Here is a 16147-nt window from a genome sequence, read left to right as displayed (position 1 = left end):
GGTGCGGCGGCAGCCGACCCGGCGCCGGTGGCCGTCGACAACTACGAGGGCGAGGTGCCCTTCGCTTCGCCGCCCGCCGACGGCCTGTTCACCTGGGGCGGCGACGCCGACGACCCGCCCACCCTGAAGTTCGCCGAGCGCGCCGACGCGCCGCAGGGCGCCAAGGCGCTCGAAGGCAGCTACGACATCAGCGGATACGGCGGCTTCAGCCACGACTTCGCGTACGACCGGCCCGCCCAGGACTGGTCGGCGCACGGCGGCGTCCGCTTCTGGTGGTACGGCCAGAATCCGGTGGAACTGCCGCAGGGCCAGGGCAAGAAGATCAGCTTCGAGCTCAAGGACGGCGGCGCCAACGGCGAGGCGTCCGAGCTGTGGACGACGTCCTTCACCGACGACTGGGCCGGCTGGCACCAGGTGGAGATCCCCTTCTCCGCCTTCCAGTACCGCACCGACTACCAGCCGGTCGGCGGCATCGACCATGTGCTCGGACTCACCGAGATGTGGGGGTACGCCTTCACCCTGCCCGTCGGCGGTCCGGGCACGTTCGCCGTCGACGGCATGGAGCTGTACGGCAAGCCCGACGCGACCCTGAACGCGTCCGTCTCCACCGACGCGGCCGTCTACCCGGTCGCCGAGGGCGGCACGGCCGACGTGAAGATCTCCCTCGCGACGACCGGCGCCGTGCCGGCCACCGAGCCCGTCACCGTCGACTACACCACCGAGGGCGGCACCGCCGAGGCGGGCAAGGACTACACCCCGGTCTCCGGCACCGTCACCTTCCCGGCCGGCGCCGCATCGGGCAGCTCACAGACCGTGCGGGTCGCGACGGTCAAGGACAAGACGGCCGAGAGCGCCGAGACCGTACCGCTCAAGCTCACCGTCACCGGCGCCAAGGCGCCGCTCGAACAGCCGCAGGTCGTCATCGACGCCCACGGCCTGCCGTACCTCGACGCGAAGCTGCCCGTGAAGAAGCGCGTCGCCGACCTCGTGTCGCGGCTCTCGCTCGCCGAGAAGGCCGGTCAGATGACCCAGGCCGAGCGCAACGCGCTCACCTCGCAGGGCGACATCGCCGCCTACGACCTCGGCTCGCTGCTCTCCGGCGGCGGCTCGGTCCCGACGCCCAACACCCCTGAGGCGTGGGCCAAGATGGTCGACGGCTACCAGCTGCGCGCCCAGGCCACCCGCTTCCAGATCCCGCTGATCTACGGCGTGGACGCGGTGCACGGCCACAACAACGTGGTCGGCGCGACCCTGATGCCGCACAACATCGGCCTGGGAGCGACCCGCGACCCGGCGCTGGCCGAGAAGACCGGCGCCGTGACGGCGAGCGAGGTGCGCGCCACCGGCATCCCGTGGGACTTCGCGCCGTGCCTGTGCGTGGGACGCGACGAACGCTGGGGCCGTACGTACGAGACGTTCGGCGAGGACCCGGCGCTCGTCTCCTCCATGGAGACCGTCGTCAACGGCATGCAGGGCGACCCTTCGGGCAAGGACCTCGACCGCGACGACAAGGTGCTGGCCACGGCCAAACACTTCGTCGGTGACGGCGGCACCTCCTACGGCTCGTCCACCAGCGGTACGTACACGCTCGACCAGGGCGTCACGACCGTCACGCCCCAAGAGCTCCAGAACATCCACCTGGCGCCGTTCAAGGACGCCGTCAAGCGCGGTGTCGGAACGGTCATGCCGTCGTACTCCTCGCTGGACATCACCGGCGACGGCAAGGGCGCGGTCAAGATGCACGCCCGCGGCGACATGATCAACGGTGAGCTGAAGGACAAGCTGGGCTTCGACGGCTTCGTCATCAGCGACTACGCGGCCATCGACCAGATCCCCGGCGACTACCCGAGCGACGTCCGTACGTCGGTCAACGCGGGCCTCGACATGATCATGGTGCCGACGGCGTACAAGGACTTCACCGCGACCCTCCAGGACGAGGTGACGGCGGGCCGCATCCCGGTCTCCCGGATCGACGACGCCGTCTCGCGCATCCTGACGCAGAAGTTCAAGCTCGGTCTCTTCGAGAAGCCCTACTCGGACACCTCGAACATCTCCAAGATCGGCTCGCCGGAACACCGCGCGGTGGCCCGCCAGGCCGCGGCCGAGTCGCAGGTGCTGCTGAAGAACGACGGCAAGGTCCTGCCGCTGAAGCCTTCGCAGAAGGTGTACGTGGCCGGCTCCAACGCCGACGACATCGGCAACCAGATGGGCGGCTGGTCCGTCACCTGGCAGGGCGCGTCGGGCAACACCACCACCGGCGGCACGACCATCCTCCAGGGCATGAAGAAGGCGGCGCCCGGCACCGACATCAGCTACTCGAAGGACGCCTCGGCGCCGACGAGCGGCTACGACGTGGGTGTGGTCGTCGTCGGTGAGCAGCCGTACGCGGAAGGCGTCGGGGACGTCGGCAACGGGCACACGCTGGCGCTGTCGGCCGCCGACAGGAAGGCCGTCGACACGGTGTGCGCCGCGATGAAGTGCGCCGTGCTCGTCGTGGCCGGCCGGCCGCAGCTCATCGGTGACCAGCTCGGCGAGATCGACGCGCTGGTCGCCTCGTTCCTGCCGGGCACGGAGGGCGACGGCGTCGCCGACGTCCTCTACGGCAAGCGGGCCTTCACCGGCCAACTGCCGCTCACCTGGCCGAAGTCGGAGGCGCAGCTGCCGATCAACGTCGGCGACGCTTCGTACGACCCGCAGTTCCCGTACGGCTGGGGTCTGACGACGCTCAAGTCGCCTCCGGCGGGAGGGCAGTTGACGCTCGGCGCGATCAGCATCGCGGCGCAGGTGCTGGAGCGGCTGGGCCAGGGCTCGTCGGCCCAGGGCAAGGCGCTCGTCGGCCAGGCCCGGCTGCTGGTCCAGCAGAAGATCGGCTCGCACCTCACCCAGGCGTCGGCCAAGCCGTTCGCCGACGCGGACCATCTGCTGCTGACCGGTGATCTGACCGGCGCCGTCGCCAAGCTGACGGCGGCCTACCGGGCCGCCTGACCAGCTACGCGGACCCCCATGGGTGATGCCCCCGGACCTCTGTCAGGTCCGGGGGCATCACCCTTTTCGGCGGCGGTCTCAGGCGGCCTCGGGGGCCTTCTTGATCGCGGAGATGTCGAAGGTGAGCTTGAGCTTGTCACCGACCAGCACGCCACCGGTCTCCAGGGCGGCGTTGTAGGTCAGGCCCCAGTCGGAGCGCAGCATCTCGGCGGTGCCCTCGAAGCCGACGCGCTGGTTGCCGAACGGGTCGGTGGCCGAGCCGTTGAACTCCAGGTCGATGGTGAGCGGCTTGGTGACGTCCTTGATGGTCAGGTCACCGGAGATGCGGTACGAGTCACCGCCGCGCTCCTCGGCCGAGGTCGAGCGGAAGGTCATCTTCGGGAACTGCTCGGCGTCGAAGAAGTCGGCGCTGCGCAGGTGACCGTCACGGTCCGGGGCGCCGGTGTCGATGCTGGCCATCGAGACGTCGATGGCGGCCGTGGAGTTCTCCGGGTGCTCGCCGTCCAGGGTGAGGGTGCCCTCGTGCTCCTGGAACGCGCCGCGGACGTTGGTGACCATCGCGTGCCGCACGGTGAAGCCGATGCTGGTGTGCGCGGGGTCGATGACGTATTCGCCGGAGAGCGCGGCGAGCGCCGGGTCAACGGCCGAAGTGGTGGCGGTGTCGCCGGTGGTCTGCGCCTCGTCGTTCTTGCGGCTGAAGATGCTCATGGTTCCTCCTGGGGGAAAGCGGACGGCAAACGTGGAACTTGTCAGATGTGGCGGAGCCCACAGTAGACCCGCGTCGTTCAATCTTCAACAATGACCACCCTTCGAGTGATTCCCGGGATGCACGCCCTCTGGTGACCCGTAGGGAAATCCGGCACCATCTCCTTGCGCCACCTCCGCCCCCCCACGCAGCCCCCACGGCCTCAGCAGGAGGACATCCCCCCATGAAGATCCGCTCTGCCCTCGTCGCGCTCGCGCTCGTCCTCGGTGCGCTCTTCGCACCCGGCTTCGGCGTCCTCAGCTCGGCGGGCGACGCCCAGGCAGCCACCAAGCTCACCCACGCCCAGGCCACGTCCCGGTTCAGCTCGTCCGGGATCACCTGGTCCTCGTCGGGCGGCTGCTCGGACCGGAACAACCCCACCTGCACCTCCTTCGACCAGCTCAACCTCGCCACCGCGCAGGGAGCACAGACGCTCAAGAGCGCCACCGGCTGCGCCCTCAACATCACGGGCGGCACCGAGACCGGTCACGCGAGCGGTACGTACTCGCACGCGAACGGCTACAAGCTCGACTTCGGCAAGACCACCTGTCTCACCAACTACATCAAGGGTGCCTTCACCTACATAGGACTGCGCGGTGACGGCTACCCGCAGTGGCAGGCCGCGTCGGGGAACGTCTACGCGGACGAGGGCAGCCACTGGGACGCGACGTTCTACAACTGCGGCGGCTGCTGACACCGCCGTACGGCACAGGCCCCCGGCACCGCACGGTGCCGGGGGCCTGCGTCGTCGTCGAGGTCAGGAGCCGACCGAGACGGTCCAGCGCTTCGGGTTGCCGTCGAAGGCCGCGCCCGAGACGTCGGGCTGGCCGTCCGGCTGCACGTCGTCGTACGGGAACGCGTAGCCGATCGGCGTGTTCGCGTGCAGCACCCGGGCCCAGTGGTTGGTGACCGGGTCCTGGTAGTAGTCGGCGGCCGTCGCGCCGTTCGGCTGGTCCGGGTGGGTCAGCAGGGTGGAGCGGTTGAAGGCGGCGGCGAGCCGGGCGAGCAGCCCCTTCTTGTCGTCCGAGTCGGCCGGGTTGTTGGCGAACGGACCGCTGTTGCAGGTGAAGATGTCCATCGACGTCGGCTTGGCGAAGGTGTGGCCGCCGTTGAAGGTGAGCGTGTCACCGCTGACCCGGCCGGTGAAGACACCGCGCCCGCCCTGCAGGTCGATCGTCAGGTCCTCGGCCGCGTACTTCTGCCACACCTGGTCGACATAGCTGTCGAAGACGTTGGCGAAGGGCGCGTCGCCCGCCAGGTTCTGCGGCGAGATCACCCGCAGCACACCGCCGTCGGGCCCGCGCAGGACCAGCTTGTCCCACGGGTGCCCGTCGGCCGCCGCCTGGGCGGTCAGCCCGTCGGCGATCTTGTCCAGGGCGCCCGCGGGCAGCGGGGCGACGGTGTGGGTGGCGTCGCCGTCCAGCGTGATGCCGATGGGCAGGGCCGTCGCGAGGTCGACGTAGCTGATGTTCGAGTACAACTGGTCCGCGTTGAAGGTGAATTCGCAGAAGGACCAGGTGCGGCCGTAGTTCGGGTCCGACTCCGTGGCGAAGGCCGGCTCCACCAGCGCGGGGCCGGGGTTGAGGAAGAAGTCCAGCTTGTCGTCGCGTACGAAGTAGACACGCGCGCCGTAGAGCTGGGGGAGCGTCAGCACGACGGGCGCGCTGCCCGCCGCGCCCAGCGGGATCGCGCAGTCGACCGGCAGCGGGGTCTGCGGCGCGCCGGGGGAGTCGGGGCGGTAGACGTCGCCGTCCGGCTTCAGCAGCGTCCAGCCGCCGGTGGCGCCGTCGTGCCCGGTCACGTACGCGTGCACCGTGCCGGGCAGCGATTTGTTCTGGAGTGCCAGCTCGCAGGTGTCGGCGGCCGAGGCGTGCGGGCTGAGCGCGCTGCCCCAGACGGGATAGGTGACGGCCGTGGCGGCTGCTGCCGCGCCGGACAGGAAGAGTCGACGGGATATCACGAATGTTCTCCTGAACTGTCCTGAACTGTGGGGGGTACGCGGCGGCTTACGACGTGTGGGGGCCGGGCCGCGCGTTCCGGAAGACTCTCATGTGGTGGGATGGACACGTCAAGAGTTCCTGCTGAGAGCGCTCTCGAACGGACCGGAAACCCGGGACCGACGCGGCGGGGTCAGGGGGCCGTCCTGCGGCCAGAATCTAGGGAAACCCTACAAGCGGCTGTGCTAGTCGACTGTTCGGTCACCCCCGTCCTGACCCGGTTCTGTCAGGCTCTACCAGGAATACGGCCAGGAGACTGTGTGGAGTCGACGGCGCTTTTTACCGCGTGGTGTTCGTAGGGTTGGTACATGACCGTAGTGGACCAGACGCCGAGCGAGCCCGCCGATACCAGAGGGCGGGTCGCCGAGTTGCACGCCCTGCGCGAGCAGGCCCGCAGAGGGCCCAGCGACCGGGCGACGGAAGCGCAGCATGCCAAGGGCAAGCTGACCGCGCGCGAGCGCATCGCGCTCCTGCTGGACGAGGGATCATTCAGCGAGGTCGAGCAGTTGCGCCGGCACCGCGCGACCGGGTTCGGTCTTGAGGCGAAGAAGCCGTACACCGACGGTGTGATCACCGGCTGGGGCACGGTCGAGGGCCGGACGGTCTTCGTGTACGCCCACGACTTCCGGATCTTCGGCGGCGCGCTCGGCGAGGCGCACGCGACGAAGATCCACAAGATCATGGACATGGCCATCTCGGCCGGTGCCCCGCTGGTCTCCCTGAACGACGGCGCGGGCGCCCGTATCCAGGAGGGCGTGTCCGCGCTCGCCGGGTACGGCGGCATCTTCCAGCGCAACACCCGCGCCTCGGGCGTCATCCCGCAGATCAGCGTGATGCTCGGCCCGTGCGCGGGCGGCGCCGCCTACAGCCCGGCGCTGACCGACTTCGTCTTCATGGTCCGCGACACCTCGCAGATGTTCATCACGGGCCCGGACGTGGTCAAGGCCGTCACCGGTGAGGAGATCACCCAGAACGGCCTCGGCGGCGCCGATGTGCACGCCGAGACCTCCGGCGTCGCGCACTTCGCGTACGACGACGAGGAGACCTGCATCGGCGAGGTGCGCTACCTCCTGTCGATGCTCCCGCAGAACAACCGGGAGAACCCGCCGTCCGTCGAGTCCGACGACCCGGCCGACCGGCGCTCCGACGTCCTGCTCGACCTGGTGCCCGCCGACGGCAACCGCCCGTACGACATGCACAAGGTCATCGAGGAGCTGGTCGACGAGGGCGACTTCCTGGAGATCCACGAGCGCTGGGCGCGCAACATCATCTGCGCCCTGGCCAGGATCGACGGACAGGTGGTCGGCATCGTCGCCAACCAGCCGCAGTCGCTCGCCGGAGTCCTGGACATCGAGGCGTCGGAGAAAGCGGCGCGCTTTGTCCAGATGTGCGACGCTTTCAATATCCCGATCGTCACGCTGCTGGACGTGCCCGGCTTCCTGCCGGGCGTCGACCAGGAGCACGGCGGAATCATCCGGCACGGCGCGAAGTTGCTCTACGCGTACTGCAACGCCACGGTGCCCAGGATCTCGCTGATCCTGCGCAAGGCCTACGGAGGTGCGTACATCGTGATGGACTCCCAGTCCATCGGGGCGGATCTCACCTACGCCTGGCCGACCAACGAGATCGCGGTGATGGGCGCCGAAGGTGCCGCCAACGTCATCTTCCGCAAGCAGATCGCCGAGGCCGAGGACCCCGAGGCCATGCGTGCCCGCATGGTCAAGGAGTACAAGGCCGAGCTGATGCACCCGTACTACGCGGCCGAGCGGGGCCTTGTCGACGACGTCATCGACCCCGCGGAGACCCGGCAGGTACTCGCGAGCGCGCTCGCGATGCTCCGCACCAAGCACGCGGACCTGCCGTCCCGCAAGCACGGCAACCCTCCGCAGTAACCACCAGCGGCCGACATCCCCGCAGTAGAGACCCTCGCGGTAGAAGACGGAGACACGACCTCCATGAGCAACCCCATCAACGAATCGCTGCTGCGTGTCGAGAAGGGCCAGGCCGACCCGGAGGAGCTGGCCGCCATCACGGCGGTCCTGCTCGCCCGTGCGGCCGCCACCCCCGAGGCCCCGGCCCACCAGGGCCGCTCCACGGCCGGCTGGCGCCGCCTGGAGCGCACCCCCGGCTTCCGGGCCCCGCACAGCTGGCAGGGCTGAGCCACCGGCCGCCCGGCGGCTCCCCGCACGACGAAGGCCCCGTACTCCTCGGAGTGCGGGGCCTTTCCGTCGCAGGCGAGTGCGGCCGGTGAGGTGCTGCTAGCGAAGCCGTGCCATCAGCGCGTGCTCGACCAGGGTGATGAGACCGCTCTTGGCGTCCGCGCGGTGGCGGGCGTCGGTGGTGATGATCGGGGTGTCGGGTCCGATCTGGAGCGCCTCCCGCACCTCGTCGGGCGTGTAGGGCTGGTGTCCGTCGAAGCCGTTGAGGGCGATGACGAACGGCAGGCCCGAGTTCTCGAAGTAGTCGACCGCGGGGAAGCAGTCGGCGAGCCTGCGGGTGTCGACCAGGACCACCGCGCCGATGGCGCCGCGCACGAGGTCGTCCCACATGAACCAGAAGCGGTCCTGGCCCGGGGTGCCGAAGAGGTAGAGGATCAGGTCCTGGTCGAGGGTGATACGGCCGAAGTCCATGGCCACCGTCGTGGTGGTCTTGTCCCCGGTATGGGTGAGGTCGTCGATCCCCGCCGATGCGGAGGTCATGACGGCTTCGGTACGCAGCGGGTTGATCTCCGAGACGGCGCCGACGAACGTGGTCTTGCCCACGCCGAATCCGCCCGCCACCACGATCTTCGCGCTGGTGGTTGAGCGGGCTGCACCGCCGCTAGAGCTTGCGAAGTCCACTGAGCACCCTTTCGAGCAGTGTCACATCTGGCTGACCGCCGGCGGACTCGTCGCCGCCGGGCTGATGGATGGCGACAAGTCCGGCCTCCGCCAGGTCGGCTACGAGGATCCGGGTGACGCCGAGGGGAATCGAGAGCAGCGCCGAGACCTCGGCCACCGACTTGATCTCGAAACACAGCCGGCAGATCCGCTGATGCTCGGGCAACTGCCCTTGCAACCGGGACGGATCGGCCGTCGTACTGACCAGCGCCTCGATGGCGAGCTGGTACCGCGGCCTGGTTCGGCCGCCAGTCATGGCGTACGGCCGCACCAGGGGGTTGTGGTGTCCCATGGCGGGCGGGGACGCGGGCTCGGGGGCCCGCATCGGCTGTACCGGCTGGATGCGCGCCGGCGGCTGGTCGTAGGGGTCGAACGGCTGCTGTCTGCCGGGCGAAGGCGCGTTGAAGCGGTTCCGGGCATGCTCTCCCGGCACCTGCTGGGAACCGTCGTAACGGTAACCGCCTGGGGGTGTAGCCACGTTTCCTCCTCCGACTGCCGGCCGCCGGTCCACGTCCCTGCGGAGCCGCGCCACCGCACCCTATGGTGCGGTGGCGAGAAGCGCACTGTCTGTTAGTTGAGAAGACTTCCCTGAAGCTCGGCGCGCAGGTCGGGGGTGAGGACCGTCCCCGCGCGATCGACCAGGAGTGCCATCTCGTACCCGACGAGGCCGATGTCGGCCTCAGGATGGGCGAGGACGGCCAGTGAGGAGCCGTCCGAGACGGACATGATGAAGAGAAAACCGCGGTCCATCTCGACGACGGTCTGGTTCACAGCGCCGCCTTCGAAGATCCGGGAGGCCCCCGCGGTGAGCGAGGTCAGTCCTGAGGCGACGGCGGCGAGCTGGTCGGCCCGGTCGCGCGGGAAGCCTTCGGACATCGCTAGTAGGAGTCCGTCGGCGGAGACCACCACCGTGTGGGACACCCCGGGGGTGTTGTCCACGAAGTTGGTGATCAACCAGTTCAGATTCTGCGCCGCCTGGCTCATCGGGCTCACACTAACGCTCCTGGTTGTAGGTACTGCCCGAGCCGTCGCCCGGTCCGTTCTTGTCCGCTCCCGCGTTGCGGCCCCGCTGGACGCCACGGCGCAGATTGCTCAGCCTGCCGCGCACGTCCTCCGGAGCCCGGGAAATCTGGGGGCCGCCCTGCTGGGTCTGCTCCGCCGCTCCCTCGACCAGATTGGCCTTGGGTACGCGCCGCGGCAGTCCCGACGAGGTGATTCCGCCGGCCTTGGGTTCACGGAGCTTCTCCGCCCGGTGCCAGCGATCGTCGTTCATCGATCGCCAGTCCTGGGTGCCGTCCGCCTCGCTGTGCCCATTCTGCCCGCTCTGGGCGGGCTGTGGGGCCTGTCCGGGCTGACTTGGCTGGTTGAGAGGTGCTTCTTCCTGCCCTGCGGGCTGCCACTCCTGCTTCTCCCGCTGCTGGGTGCCGCCGCGCAGCGGCAGACCTGCTTCGGTCAAGGCGTGGCTGGTGCTCGGAGAGGGTCCGGGACGGTCGAAGCCTACGCGGTCCGCGGCCTTGTCGGGGCCGCCAGGAGCCGATTCCGGTTCCGGTTGTGACTCGGATTGGAAGCCGTTGTGATACGCCCCCTGATCTGCCCACTCGCCTTGCTGGGGCTGCGGGTCGAAGGGGTTCACATACGCCGTGTCCGCGCTCTGTCCGTTGCTGAACGGGTCTTCCGTATAGCTCTGGGCGTAGGTCTCGGGCGCGCGGTACTCGCCGTACTGTCCGAAGGCGTCGGGCTGCCCGTTCGCCGCGGGCGGCTGCCCGTATTCGGCGGACCCGGTCAGCTGCGGGGCGTAGCCGGCGCCGTACGGCGTCTCCTCGCTCTGCCCTTCGTACGCGCCGTTCTCCTGCGGGGCGTACTGGCCGTCCGGCTGGTCGCGGTACTGGCCGTCCACCTGGTCGCTGAAGAGCGGCCCGCTGCCGTCCCCGGTGCCGTTCACGCCGTCGTCGTGCGACGACCGGGCCTCCACCGCGGCGCGCCGCTCCTCGCGCATCAGCGAGCGGTTGACGGGGTTGAGCCTGCGCGGGTCGGGCGCCGCCGGCTGCTCGTCGTAACGGGAGTCGTCGAAGCCCAGCTCGGCCGCGGTCAGCATGGCACGGCCGTTGAAGGACGGCTCGCGCGGTGCGGGCAGCTGGTCGGGGATGATCTGCGAGACGGTGAAGTCGTCCGGGGCCGGTACGGGTTCGCCGCCACCGCCGTGGGTGATCGCGTTGGGGAGCATCACCAGCGACGTGGTGCCGGCCTGCTCGCCCGAGGGGCGCAGCTGGACCCGGATGCCGTGCCGGTCGGCCAGCCGGCCGACCACGAAGAGCCCCATCCGCTGGGAGACCGCCGCGTCCACGGTCGGCGGGTTGGCCAGCTTGTGGTTGATGTCGGCGAAGTCCTCGGCGGTGAGGCCGATGCCCTTGTCGTGGATCTCGATCATCACGCGGCCGTCGGGCAGCCGGGTCGCCGTGACCCTGACCTTCGTCTGCGGCGAGGAGAAGGTGGTGGCGTTCTCCAGCAGTTCGGCGAGGAGATGGACGAGGTCGGTCACCGACTGGCCGTGGATGTCCGTCTCGGGGACGCCGGTCAGCTCTATGCGCTCGTACGACTCGACCTCGGACGAGGCGGCCCGCAGGACGTCGACGAGCGGCACCGGCTGGTTCCACCGGCGGCCCGGCTCCTCACCGGCGAGGACCAGCAGGTTCTCGCCGTTGCGGCGCATGCGGGTGGCCAGGTGGTCCAGCTTGAACAGGCTCTCCAGCTGTTCCGGCTCGCCCTCGTTGTTCTCCAGCTCGGTGATGAGGGTCAGCTGGCCCTCGATCAGCGACTGGTTGCGGCGGGAGAGGTTGGTGAAGATCGCATTGACGTTTCCGCGCAGCATCGCCTGCTCGGCCGCCAGCCGGACCGCCTCGCGGTGCACCTGGTCGAAGGCGCGGGCGACCTCGCCGATCTCGTCCGTGCTGTTGACCGGGATCGGCTCGACGCGGGTGTCGACCCGGCCCGGCTCGGTCCTGGACAGCTGGTCGACCAGCATCGGCAGCCGCTGTTCGGCGATGGAGAAGGCGGCCGTACGCAGCGTCCGCATCGAGCGGCTCATCTGCCGCGCCATCATCCCGGCGAGTACGAAGGCGATCAGCAGCGCCACCAGCACGATCGCGCCGTTGGTGATCGCGTCGTTCCTGGCGTCGTCGGAGATCTGCCCGGCGTCGGTGACCGCCCGGTCGACCAGGCCCTTCTCCAGGATCGTGTAGCCGTCGAACTTGGCGGTGGACGCCGCCATCCACGCCTCGGGGGTGACCCCGCGTTCGGCCAGCTGCTCGGGGCTCGCGCCGGTGGCGATGGCCGCGACCATGCCGTCGAGCACGGAGCCCTGCTGGCTGGGCGGCGGGGTGAAGTCCTGCCCCGCCGCTGCCGCCTGCTGCTGGGCCGCCGCGAGCTTCTTGGCGCCCGCGGCGGTCTCCTTCTTCATGACGTCCTGCAGCCGCTTCGTGTCCTCGGCGGTGCCGCCGGACCCGTACTCCTGGATGGCGATGCCCTCCAGGTACGCGTACGACGTGAAGGCGATCGTCTGGCCGCCCCTGATGTCGGGCTTCTGGCTGGGCCGTACCAGCAGATGCATCCCGATGGAGCGCTGCAGCGAGCCCGCCGCCTTGGCGAGCTGGATGGAGTAGAGGGTGCGGCCGTAACTCGTGATGTTGCTGGTGCCGAGGCCGAGTTCGTTGGAGAACTCCATGAGGGAGTGCTGGATCTGCACATAGCCCTCTTCGGTCGCCACCGGACCGCCGTGACTGCCGGTCTTGTCCGGGGTCTCCACCGCCGCCGTATAGGCGATCTTGCGCAGCGCGGAGAGCTTGGGCTCCTCACCGCGGAACAGGTCGAGCCGGCGCTTCAGCCCCTGTTTCTGGGGCATGTTCCGCACAGCGACGTCGAACTTCTTCTTCGCCGCGTCGGTGTCGGCCCTGCTCTTCACCACGATCTTGGAGTCGCGCTTGTTGGTCAGCAACGGCTGGGCCGTGAGGTCACGTTCGTCGAGCAGCGCCTGGCTGTAGTCCGAGGCGGCCCGGACGACGAGGGCGGTGCGCTCGGCGTCCTGGGCCTCCCGCCAGGTGCTGATCGACCCCTTGACCTGGAAGCCGCCCATCACGAGCCCGACCAGAACCGGAATCAGCAGAATGGCGTTCAGCCGGGTGGCCACACGCCAGTTGCTCGGGGCCAGCCGGCCCCGCTTCCGGTCCGGGGAGCTCGCCTTGCTTCGCCTCACTCGACCAACAACCTCTCGGCGTCGGCACCTACGTTGTGCCGTGTTTCGATCAGGGCCGTACTACTCGGGAGTCGTCGCATTCCAGCACGGCGGCGGCCTCATTCCAAACAGCAGGAATCAGCCGTTCCAAGTGGTCCAGGCCGCAGATAAAACGGGCATAAAGAGCGAGGCCCGTCAAAAGAGCGAGTGGAGGTAAGCACAGGGGTACCACTCGGCTGCGCCGAGTGCCCGTTGCCGATGAATTCTCTGTCGAAATGTTATGAACACGGAGAGGGACCGTGTCGGACGACACAGTCCGTTCTCCGGGCTGTCTACGGCAACTGCCGTAGTGGTTCGTCTACTTGAGCCGTGCCATCAGCGCGTGCTCGACGAGCGTGATGAGACCGCTCTTCGCGTCCGCGCGATGCCGGGCGTCGGTGGTGATGATCGGGGTGTCGGGTCCGATCTGCAGCGCCTCCCGCACCTCTTCCGGAGTGTACGGCTGATGTCCGTCGAAGCCGTTGAGAGCGATGACGAACGGCAGACCCGAGTTCTCGAAATAGTCGACCGCGGGAAAACAGTCCGCGAGCCTGCGGGTGTCCACCAGCACGATGGCACCGATGGCGCCGCGTACCAGGTCGTCCCACATGAACCAGAAACGGTCCTGGCCCGGGGTGCCGAAGAGGTAGAGGATCAGGTCCTGGTCAAGAGTGATACGGCCGAAGTCCATGGCCACCGTCGTGGTGGTCTTGTCCCCGGTGTGCGTGAGGTCGTCGATCCCCGCCGATGCGGAGGTCATGACGGCTTCGGTACGCAGCGGGTTGATCTCCGAGACGGCGCCGACGAACGTGGTCTTGCCCACGCCGAATCCGCCCGCCACCACGATCTTCGCGCTGGTGGTCGACCGGGCCGCGCCGCCGCTAGAGCTTGCGAAGTCCACTGAGCACCCTTTCGAGCAGTGTTACATCCGGCGTGCCGCCGGCCTCTCCGTTACCCGGCTGGTGGATGGCCACCATGCCCGCTTCCGCCAGGTCGGCCACGAGGATCCGGGCGACCCCCAGCGGCATCGTCAGCAGCGCCGACACCTCGGCGACCGATTTGACCTCGCGGCACAGGTGGCAGATCCGCTGGTGCTCGGGGAGCAGCGTGGCCAGGTGGGCCGGGTCCGCTGTCGTACTGACCAGCGCCTCGATGGCGAGCTGGTACCGCGGCCGGGTACGGCCGCCGGTCATGGCGTATGGACGTACCAGCGGCTGATCGCCCTCAGGTCCGTACGACGCGTCGACCGATGCGCCGTACGGGTCGTGAGAGGCGGGTGGCGGGGTCATGAATCCTCCGGGCGTGACAGCAAGATGTCTGCGTGCCGTCTGACTGGGCCGGTGGGGGGCCGGGGGGCGGTGGCCGGACGGTGTGGAGCGTTGCGGGCGGTGCCTGGGGAAACCTCAGTGCAGCAGGCTTCCCTGAAGCTCGGCGCGCAGGTCGGGGGTGAGGACCGTCCCCGCGCGATCGACCAGGAGGGCCATCTCGTATCCCACCAGGCCGATGTCGCACTCGGGGTGGGCGAGCACGGCCAGGGAGGAACCGTCGGAAACGGACATGAGGAAGAGGAAGCCGCGCTCCATCTCCACCACGGTCTGGTTGACCGGGCCGCCTTCGAAGATCCGGGAAGCCCCCGCGGTGAGCGAGGTCAGGCCGGACGCCACGGCCGCGAGCTGGTCGGCTCGGTCGCGGGGGAAGCCCTCGGACATGGCCAGCAGAAGTCCGTCCGCGGAGACCACCACCGTGTGGGACACCCCAGGGGTGTTGTCCACGAAGTTGGTGATCAACCAGTTCAGATTCTGAGCGGCCTGACTCATCGGACTCAACTAACGCTCCTGCTGGTGAGAGGGGCCGAGGTTGAAGCTGTTGTTCGACGGGCCGGTGTTGCCGGCCTGCCGCCCTTGCTGGATACCCCGGCGAAGATTGGTCAGCCTGCCGCGTACGTCCGCCGGTGCACGAGACACCTGCGGACCGGCCTGGTTGTTCTGTTCCTGCGCGGTACCGGGCACCAGGTTGGCACGCGGTACCCGGCGGGGCAGACCGGATGTGGTGATTCCGCCCGCCGCCGGCTTCCTGACCCGCTCGGCCTGGCGTACCAGCTCGTCGTTGGGTGACGTGCGCCAGGAGGAGGTGAGCCCCGAACCGTTGCTGACCGGGCCGGTGGACGACCCCTGGTTGAAGGAGCCGGAACCGTTGGTGGCGGGAGCGTTGCCGACCGGCCCGCGCGCGGGCTCGCGCCGCGGCATCGGGGGCGGCGTCGGCTCCTGCGGCTGCTGGGCCGCGGGTGCCTGCTGCTCCGGCGGGCGTTCGCCGCCCTGCGTGCTCTGCGGACCGTGGAACCAGTTGGTCTCCAGGGTGTCGTAGAGCGGCGTACGGCCGTCGCCGGGACCGGCGGGCGGCAGCGCGTCGGGCTGGCGCTGTCCGGGCCCCTGGTAGCCGCCCTGCGCACCTGGCGCCTGCGGCCGCTGGGCCTGGAAGTCCTGCTGCCTGCCGTACTGCTGGTCCGGTGCCGGAGCCTGCGGAGCGTTGTAGTCGGCCGGTGCGCGGTAGTCGGACTGCGCGTAACCGCCCTGCTGGCCCTGGACGGGGCCGCGCGGGGCGCCGAAGTCCTGCTGCGCGCTGAAGTCGGGCCGCGGGGCGTTGAAGTCCGGACGGGCGAACTGCTCGGTGGACGCGGGGTCCTGAGCGCCGGCGCGGGGAGCGTCCGGCCGGGGTCCGTTGAAGTCCGGGCGCGGGAACTCGGCCGTGGCCGCGGGTCCCTGCCGGTCGGCCTGCGGGAACTGACCGGAGTCGTGCTCCTCGTGGCCACGGGGAGCGTCCATCGCGGGCTGCTGCCGTGCGGACTGCTGGTCGGCGCCCCAGGTGGTGGCCTGCGGCGTCTGCGGGCGCTGCGGACGGGGGTTGCCGCCCGGCAGCTCGGCGCGCGGTCCGCCGGGCGGCGGCAGCTGCCTGCCGCGGTCGGCGAGGGGCGCGTTGCCCTGCTGGCCCTGGTTCTGCTGGCCGGGGAAGGGACTCTGGCCCCTGGAGCCGAAGTTGTTCTGCGCGCCGGGGCCGCCGGGGCCGCCGGGGCCCCCTGCGCCGTTGTTACCGAAGGCCTGGCCCAGCCCCTGCCCCGGCTGGCCCTGGTTCTGCTGGCCGGAGCCGGGCGCCTGGCCGCTGCCGAACGCGTTCTGGGCGAAGACGTTGGGCACGGAGCCCTGACCTGCGCCCTGGCCCTGCGGGTCCGCCTGCGGAGCGCCGTTGAACGGGCCGCCGCTCTGCGGTCCGCCACGGG

Annotated in this window: 13 protein-coding genes and 1 pseudogene; 4 read left to right on the top strand and 10 right to left on the bottom strand. The window is 69.6% G+C overall.

The window, feature by feature from the left end:
- Positions 1 to 2985: glycoside hydrolase family 3 N-terminal domain-containing protein (locus HY68_RS02765; protein ID WP_063779691.1), on the top strand; the 2985-nt coding region annotated here is incomplete at its 5' end.
- Between the two features lie 78 nt (positions 2986 to 3063).
- Here HY68_RS02765 and HY68_RS02760 read toward each other — a convergent pair.
- The gene (locus HY68_RS02760; protein ID WP_041984040.1) at positions 3064 to 3693 is read right to left on the bottom strand and encodes a YceI family protein; all 630 of its coding nucleotides are present in this window, start codon (positions 3691 to 3693) and stop codon (positions 3064 to 3066) included.
- 221 nt (positions 3694 to 3914) lie between these two features.
- Here HY68_RS02760 and HY68_RS02755 point away from each other — a divergent pair, with 221 nt between their 5' ends.
- Positions 3915 to 4424 (top strand): hypothetical protein, encoded by a 510-nt coding sequence (locus HY68_RS02755; RefSeq protein ID WP_041984038.1) that lies wholly within the window; start codon positions 3915 to 3917, stop codon positions 4422 to 4424.
- Positions 4425 to 4487: 63 nt separating this feature from the next.
- Here HY68_RS02755 and HY68_RS02750 read toward each other — a convergent pair whose 3' ends face one another.
- Positions 4488 to 5690, bottom strand: coding sequence for a glycoside hydrolase family 64 protein (locus HY68_RS02750; protein WP_041984036.1), 1203 nt, complete (start codon positions 5688 to 5690; stop codon positions 4488 to 4490).
- Between the two features lie 345 nt (positions 5691 to 6035).
- Here HY68_RS02750 and HY68_RS02745 point away from each other — a divergent pair, with 345 nt between their 5' ends.
- Positions 6036 to 7619, top strand: a complete 1584-nt coding sequence (locus tag HY68_RS02745) for an acyl-CoA carboxylase subunit beta (RefSeq protein ID WP_041984034.1) — start codon at positions 6036 to 6038, stop codon at positions 7617 to 7619.
- Positions 7620 to 7682: 63 nt separating this feature from the next.
- Positions 7683 to 7886 carry an acyl-CoA carboxylase subunit epsilon gene (locus HY68_RS02740; protein WP_041984032.1) on the top strand — a complete coding sequence of 68 codons (204 nt, stop codon included), beginning with the start codon at positions 7683 to 7685 and terminating at the stop codon, positions 7884 to 7886.
- Between the two features lie 99 nt (positions 7887 to 7985).
- Here HY68_RS02740 and HY68_RS02735 read toward each other — a convergent pair whose 3' ends face one another.
- The 8 genes and pseudogenes from HY68_RS02735 to HY68_RS44695 form a co-directional block, all read right to left on the bottom strand.
- Complete coding sequence (locus HY68_RS02735; RefSeq protein ID WP_031229389.1) at positions 7986 to 8567, bottom strand: ATP/GTP-binding protein; 582 nt, start codon at positions 8565 to 8567, stop codon at positions 7986 to 7988.
- Positions 8548 to 9084, bottom strand: a complete 537-nt coding sequence (locus HY68_RS02730; protein ID WP_063779609.1) for a DUF742 domain-containing protein — start codon at positions 9082 to 9084, stop codon at positions 8548 to 8550. The genes HY68_RS02735 and HY68_RS02730 overlap by 20 nt, the downstream gene beginning before the upstream one ends.
- Positions 9085 to 9176: 92 nt before the next feature.
- Complete coding sequence (locus tag HY68_RS02725) at positions 9177 to 9590, bottom strand: roadblock/LC7 domain-containing protein (protein WP_041995023.1); 414 nt, start codon at positions 9588 to 9590, stop codon at positions 9177 to 9179.
- 10 nt (positions 9591 to 9600) lie between these two features.
- A complete protein-coding gene (locus HY68_RS02720; RefSeq protein ID WP_041984028.1) occupies positions 9601 to 12789 on the bottom strand; it encodes a nitrate- and nitrite sensing domain-containing protein in 3189 nt (1062 codons plus the stop codon).
- A 403-nt stretch (positions 12790 to 13192) separates the two neighbouring features.
- Positions 13193 to 13774: an ATP/GTP-binding protein gene (locus HY68_RS02715; protein ID WP_041984026.1), complete on the bottom strand. Its 582-nt coding sequence runs from the start codon at positions 13772 to 13774 to the stop codon at positions 13193 to 13195.
- Positions 13755 to 14162, bottom strand: coding sequence for a DUF742 domain-containing protein (locus HY68_RS02710; protein ID WP_030351795.1), 408 nt, complete (start codon positions 14160 to 14162; stop codon positions 13755 to 13757). The genes HY68_RS02715 and HY68_RS02710 overlap by 20 nt, the downstream gene beginning before the upstream one ends.
- Before the next feature lie 114 nt (positions 14163 to 14276).
- A complete protein-coding gene (locus HY68_RS02705; protein WP_030351794.1) occupies positions 14277 to 14690 on the bottom strand; it encodes a roadblock/LC7 domain-containing protein in 414 nt (137 codons plus the stop codon).
- 9 nt (positions 14691 to 14699) lie between these two features.
- Positions 14700 to 16147: pseudogene (locus HY68_RS44695) on the bottom strand (histidine kinase); the annotation flags it as partial.

Origin of the sequence: Streptomyces sp. AcH 505, from assembly GCF_000818175.1 — a bacterium.
GTDB lineage: Bacteria > Actinomycetota > Actinomycetes > Streptomycetales > Streptomycetaceae > Streptomyces.
This window is presented reverse-complemented; position numbering and strand designations above follow the sequence as displayed.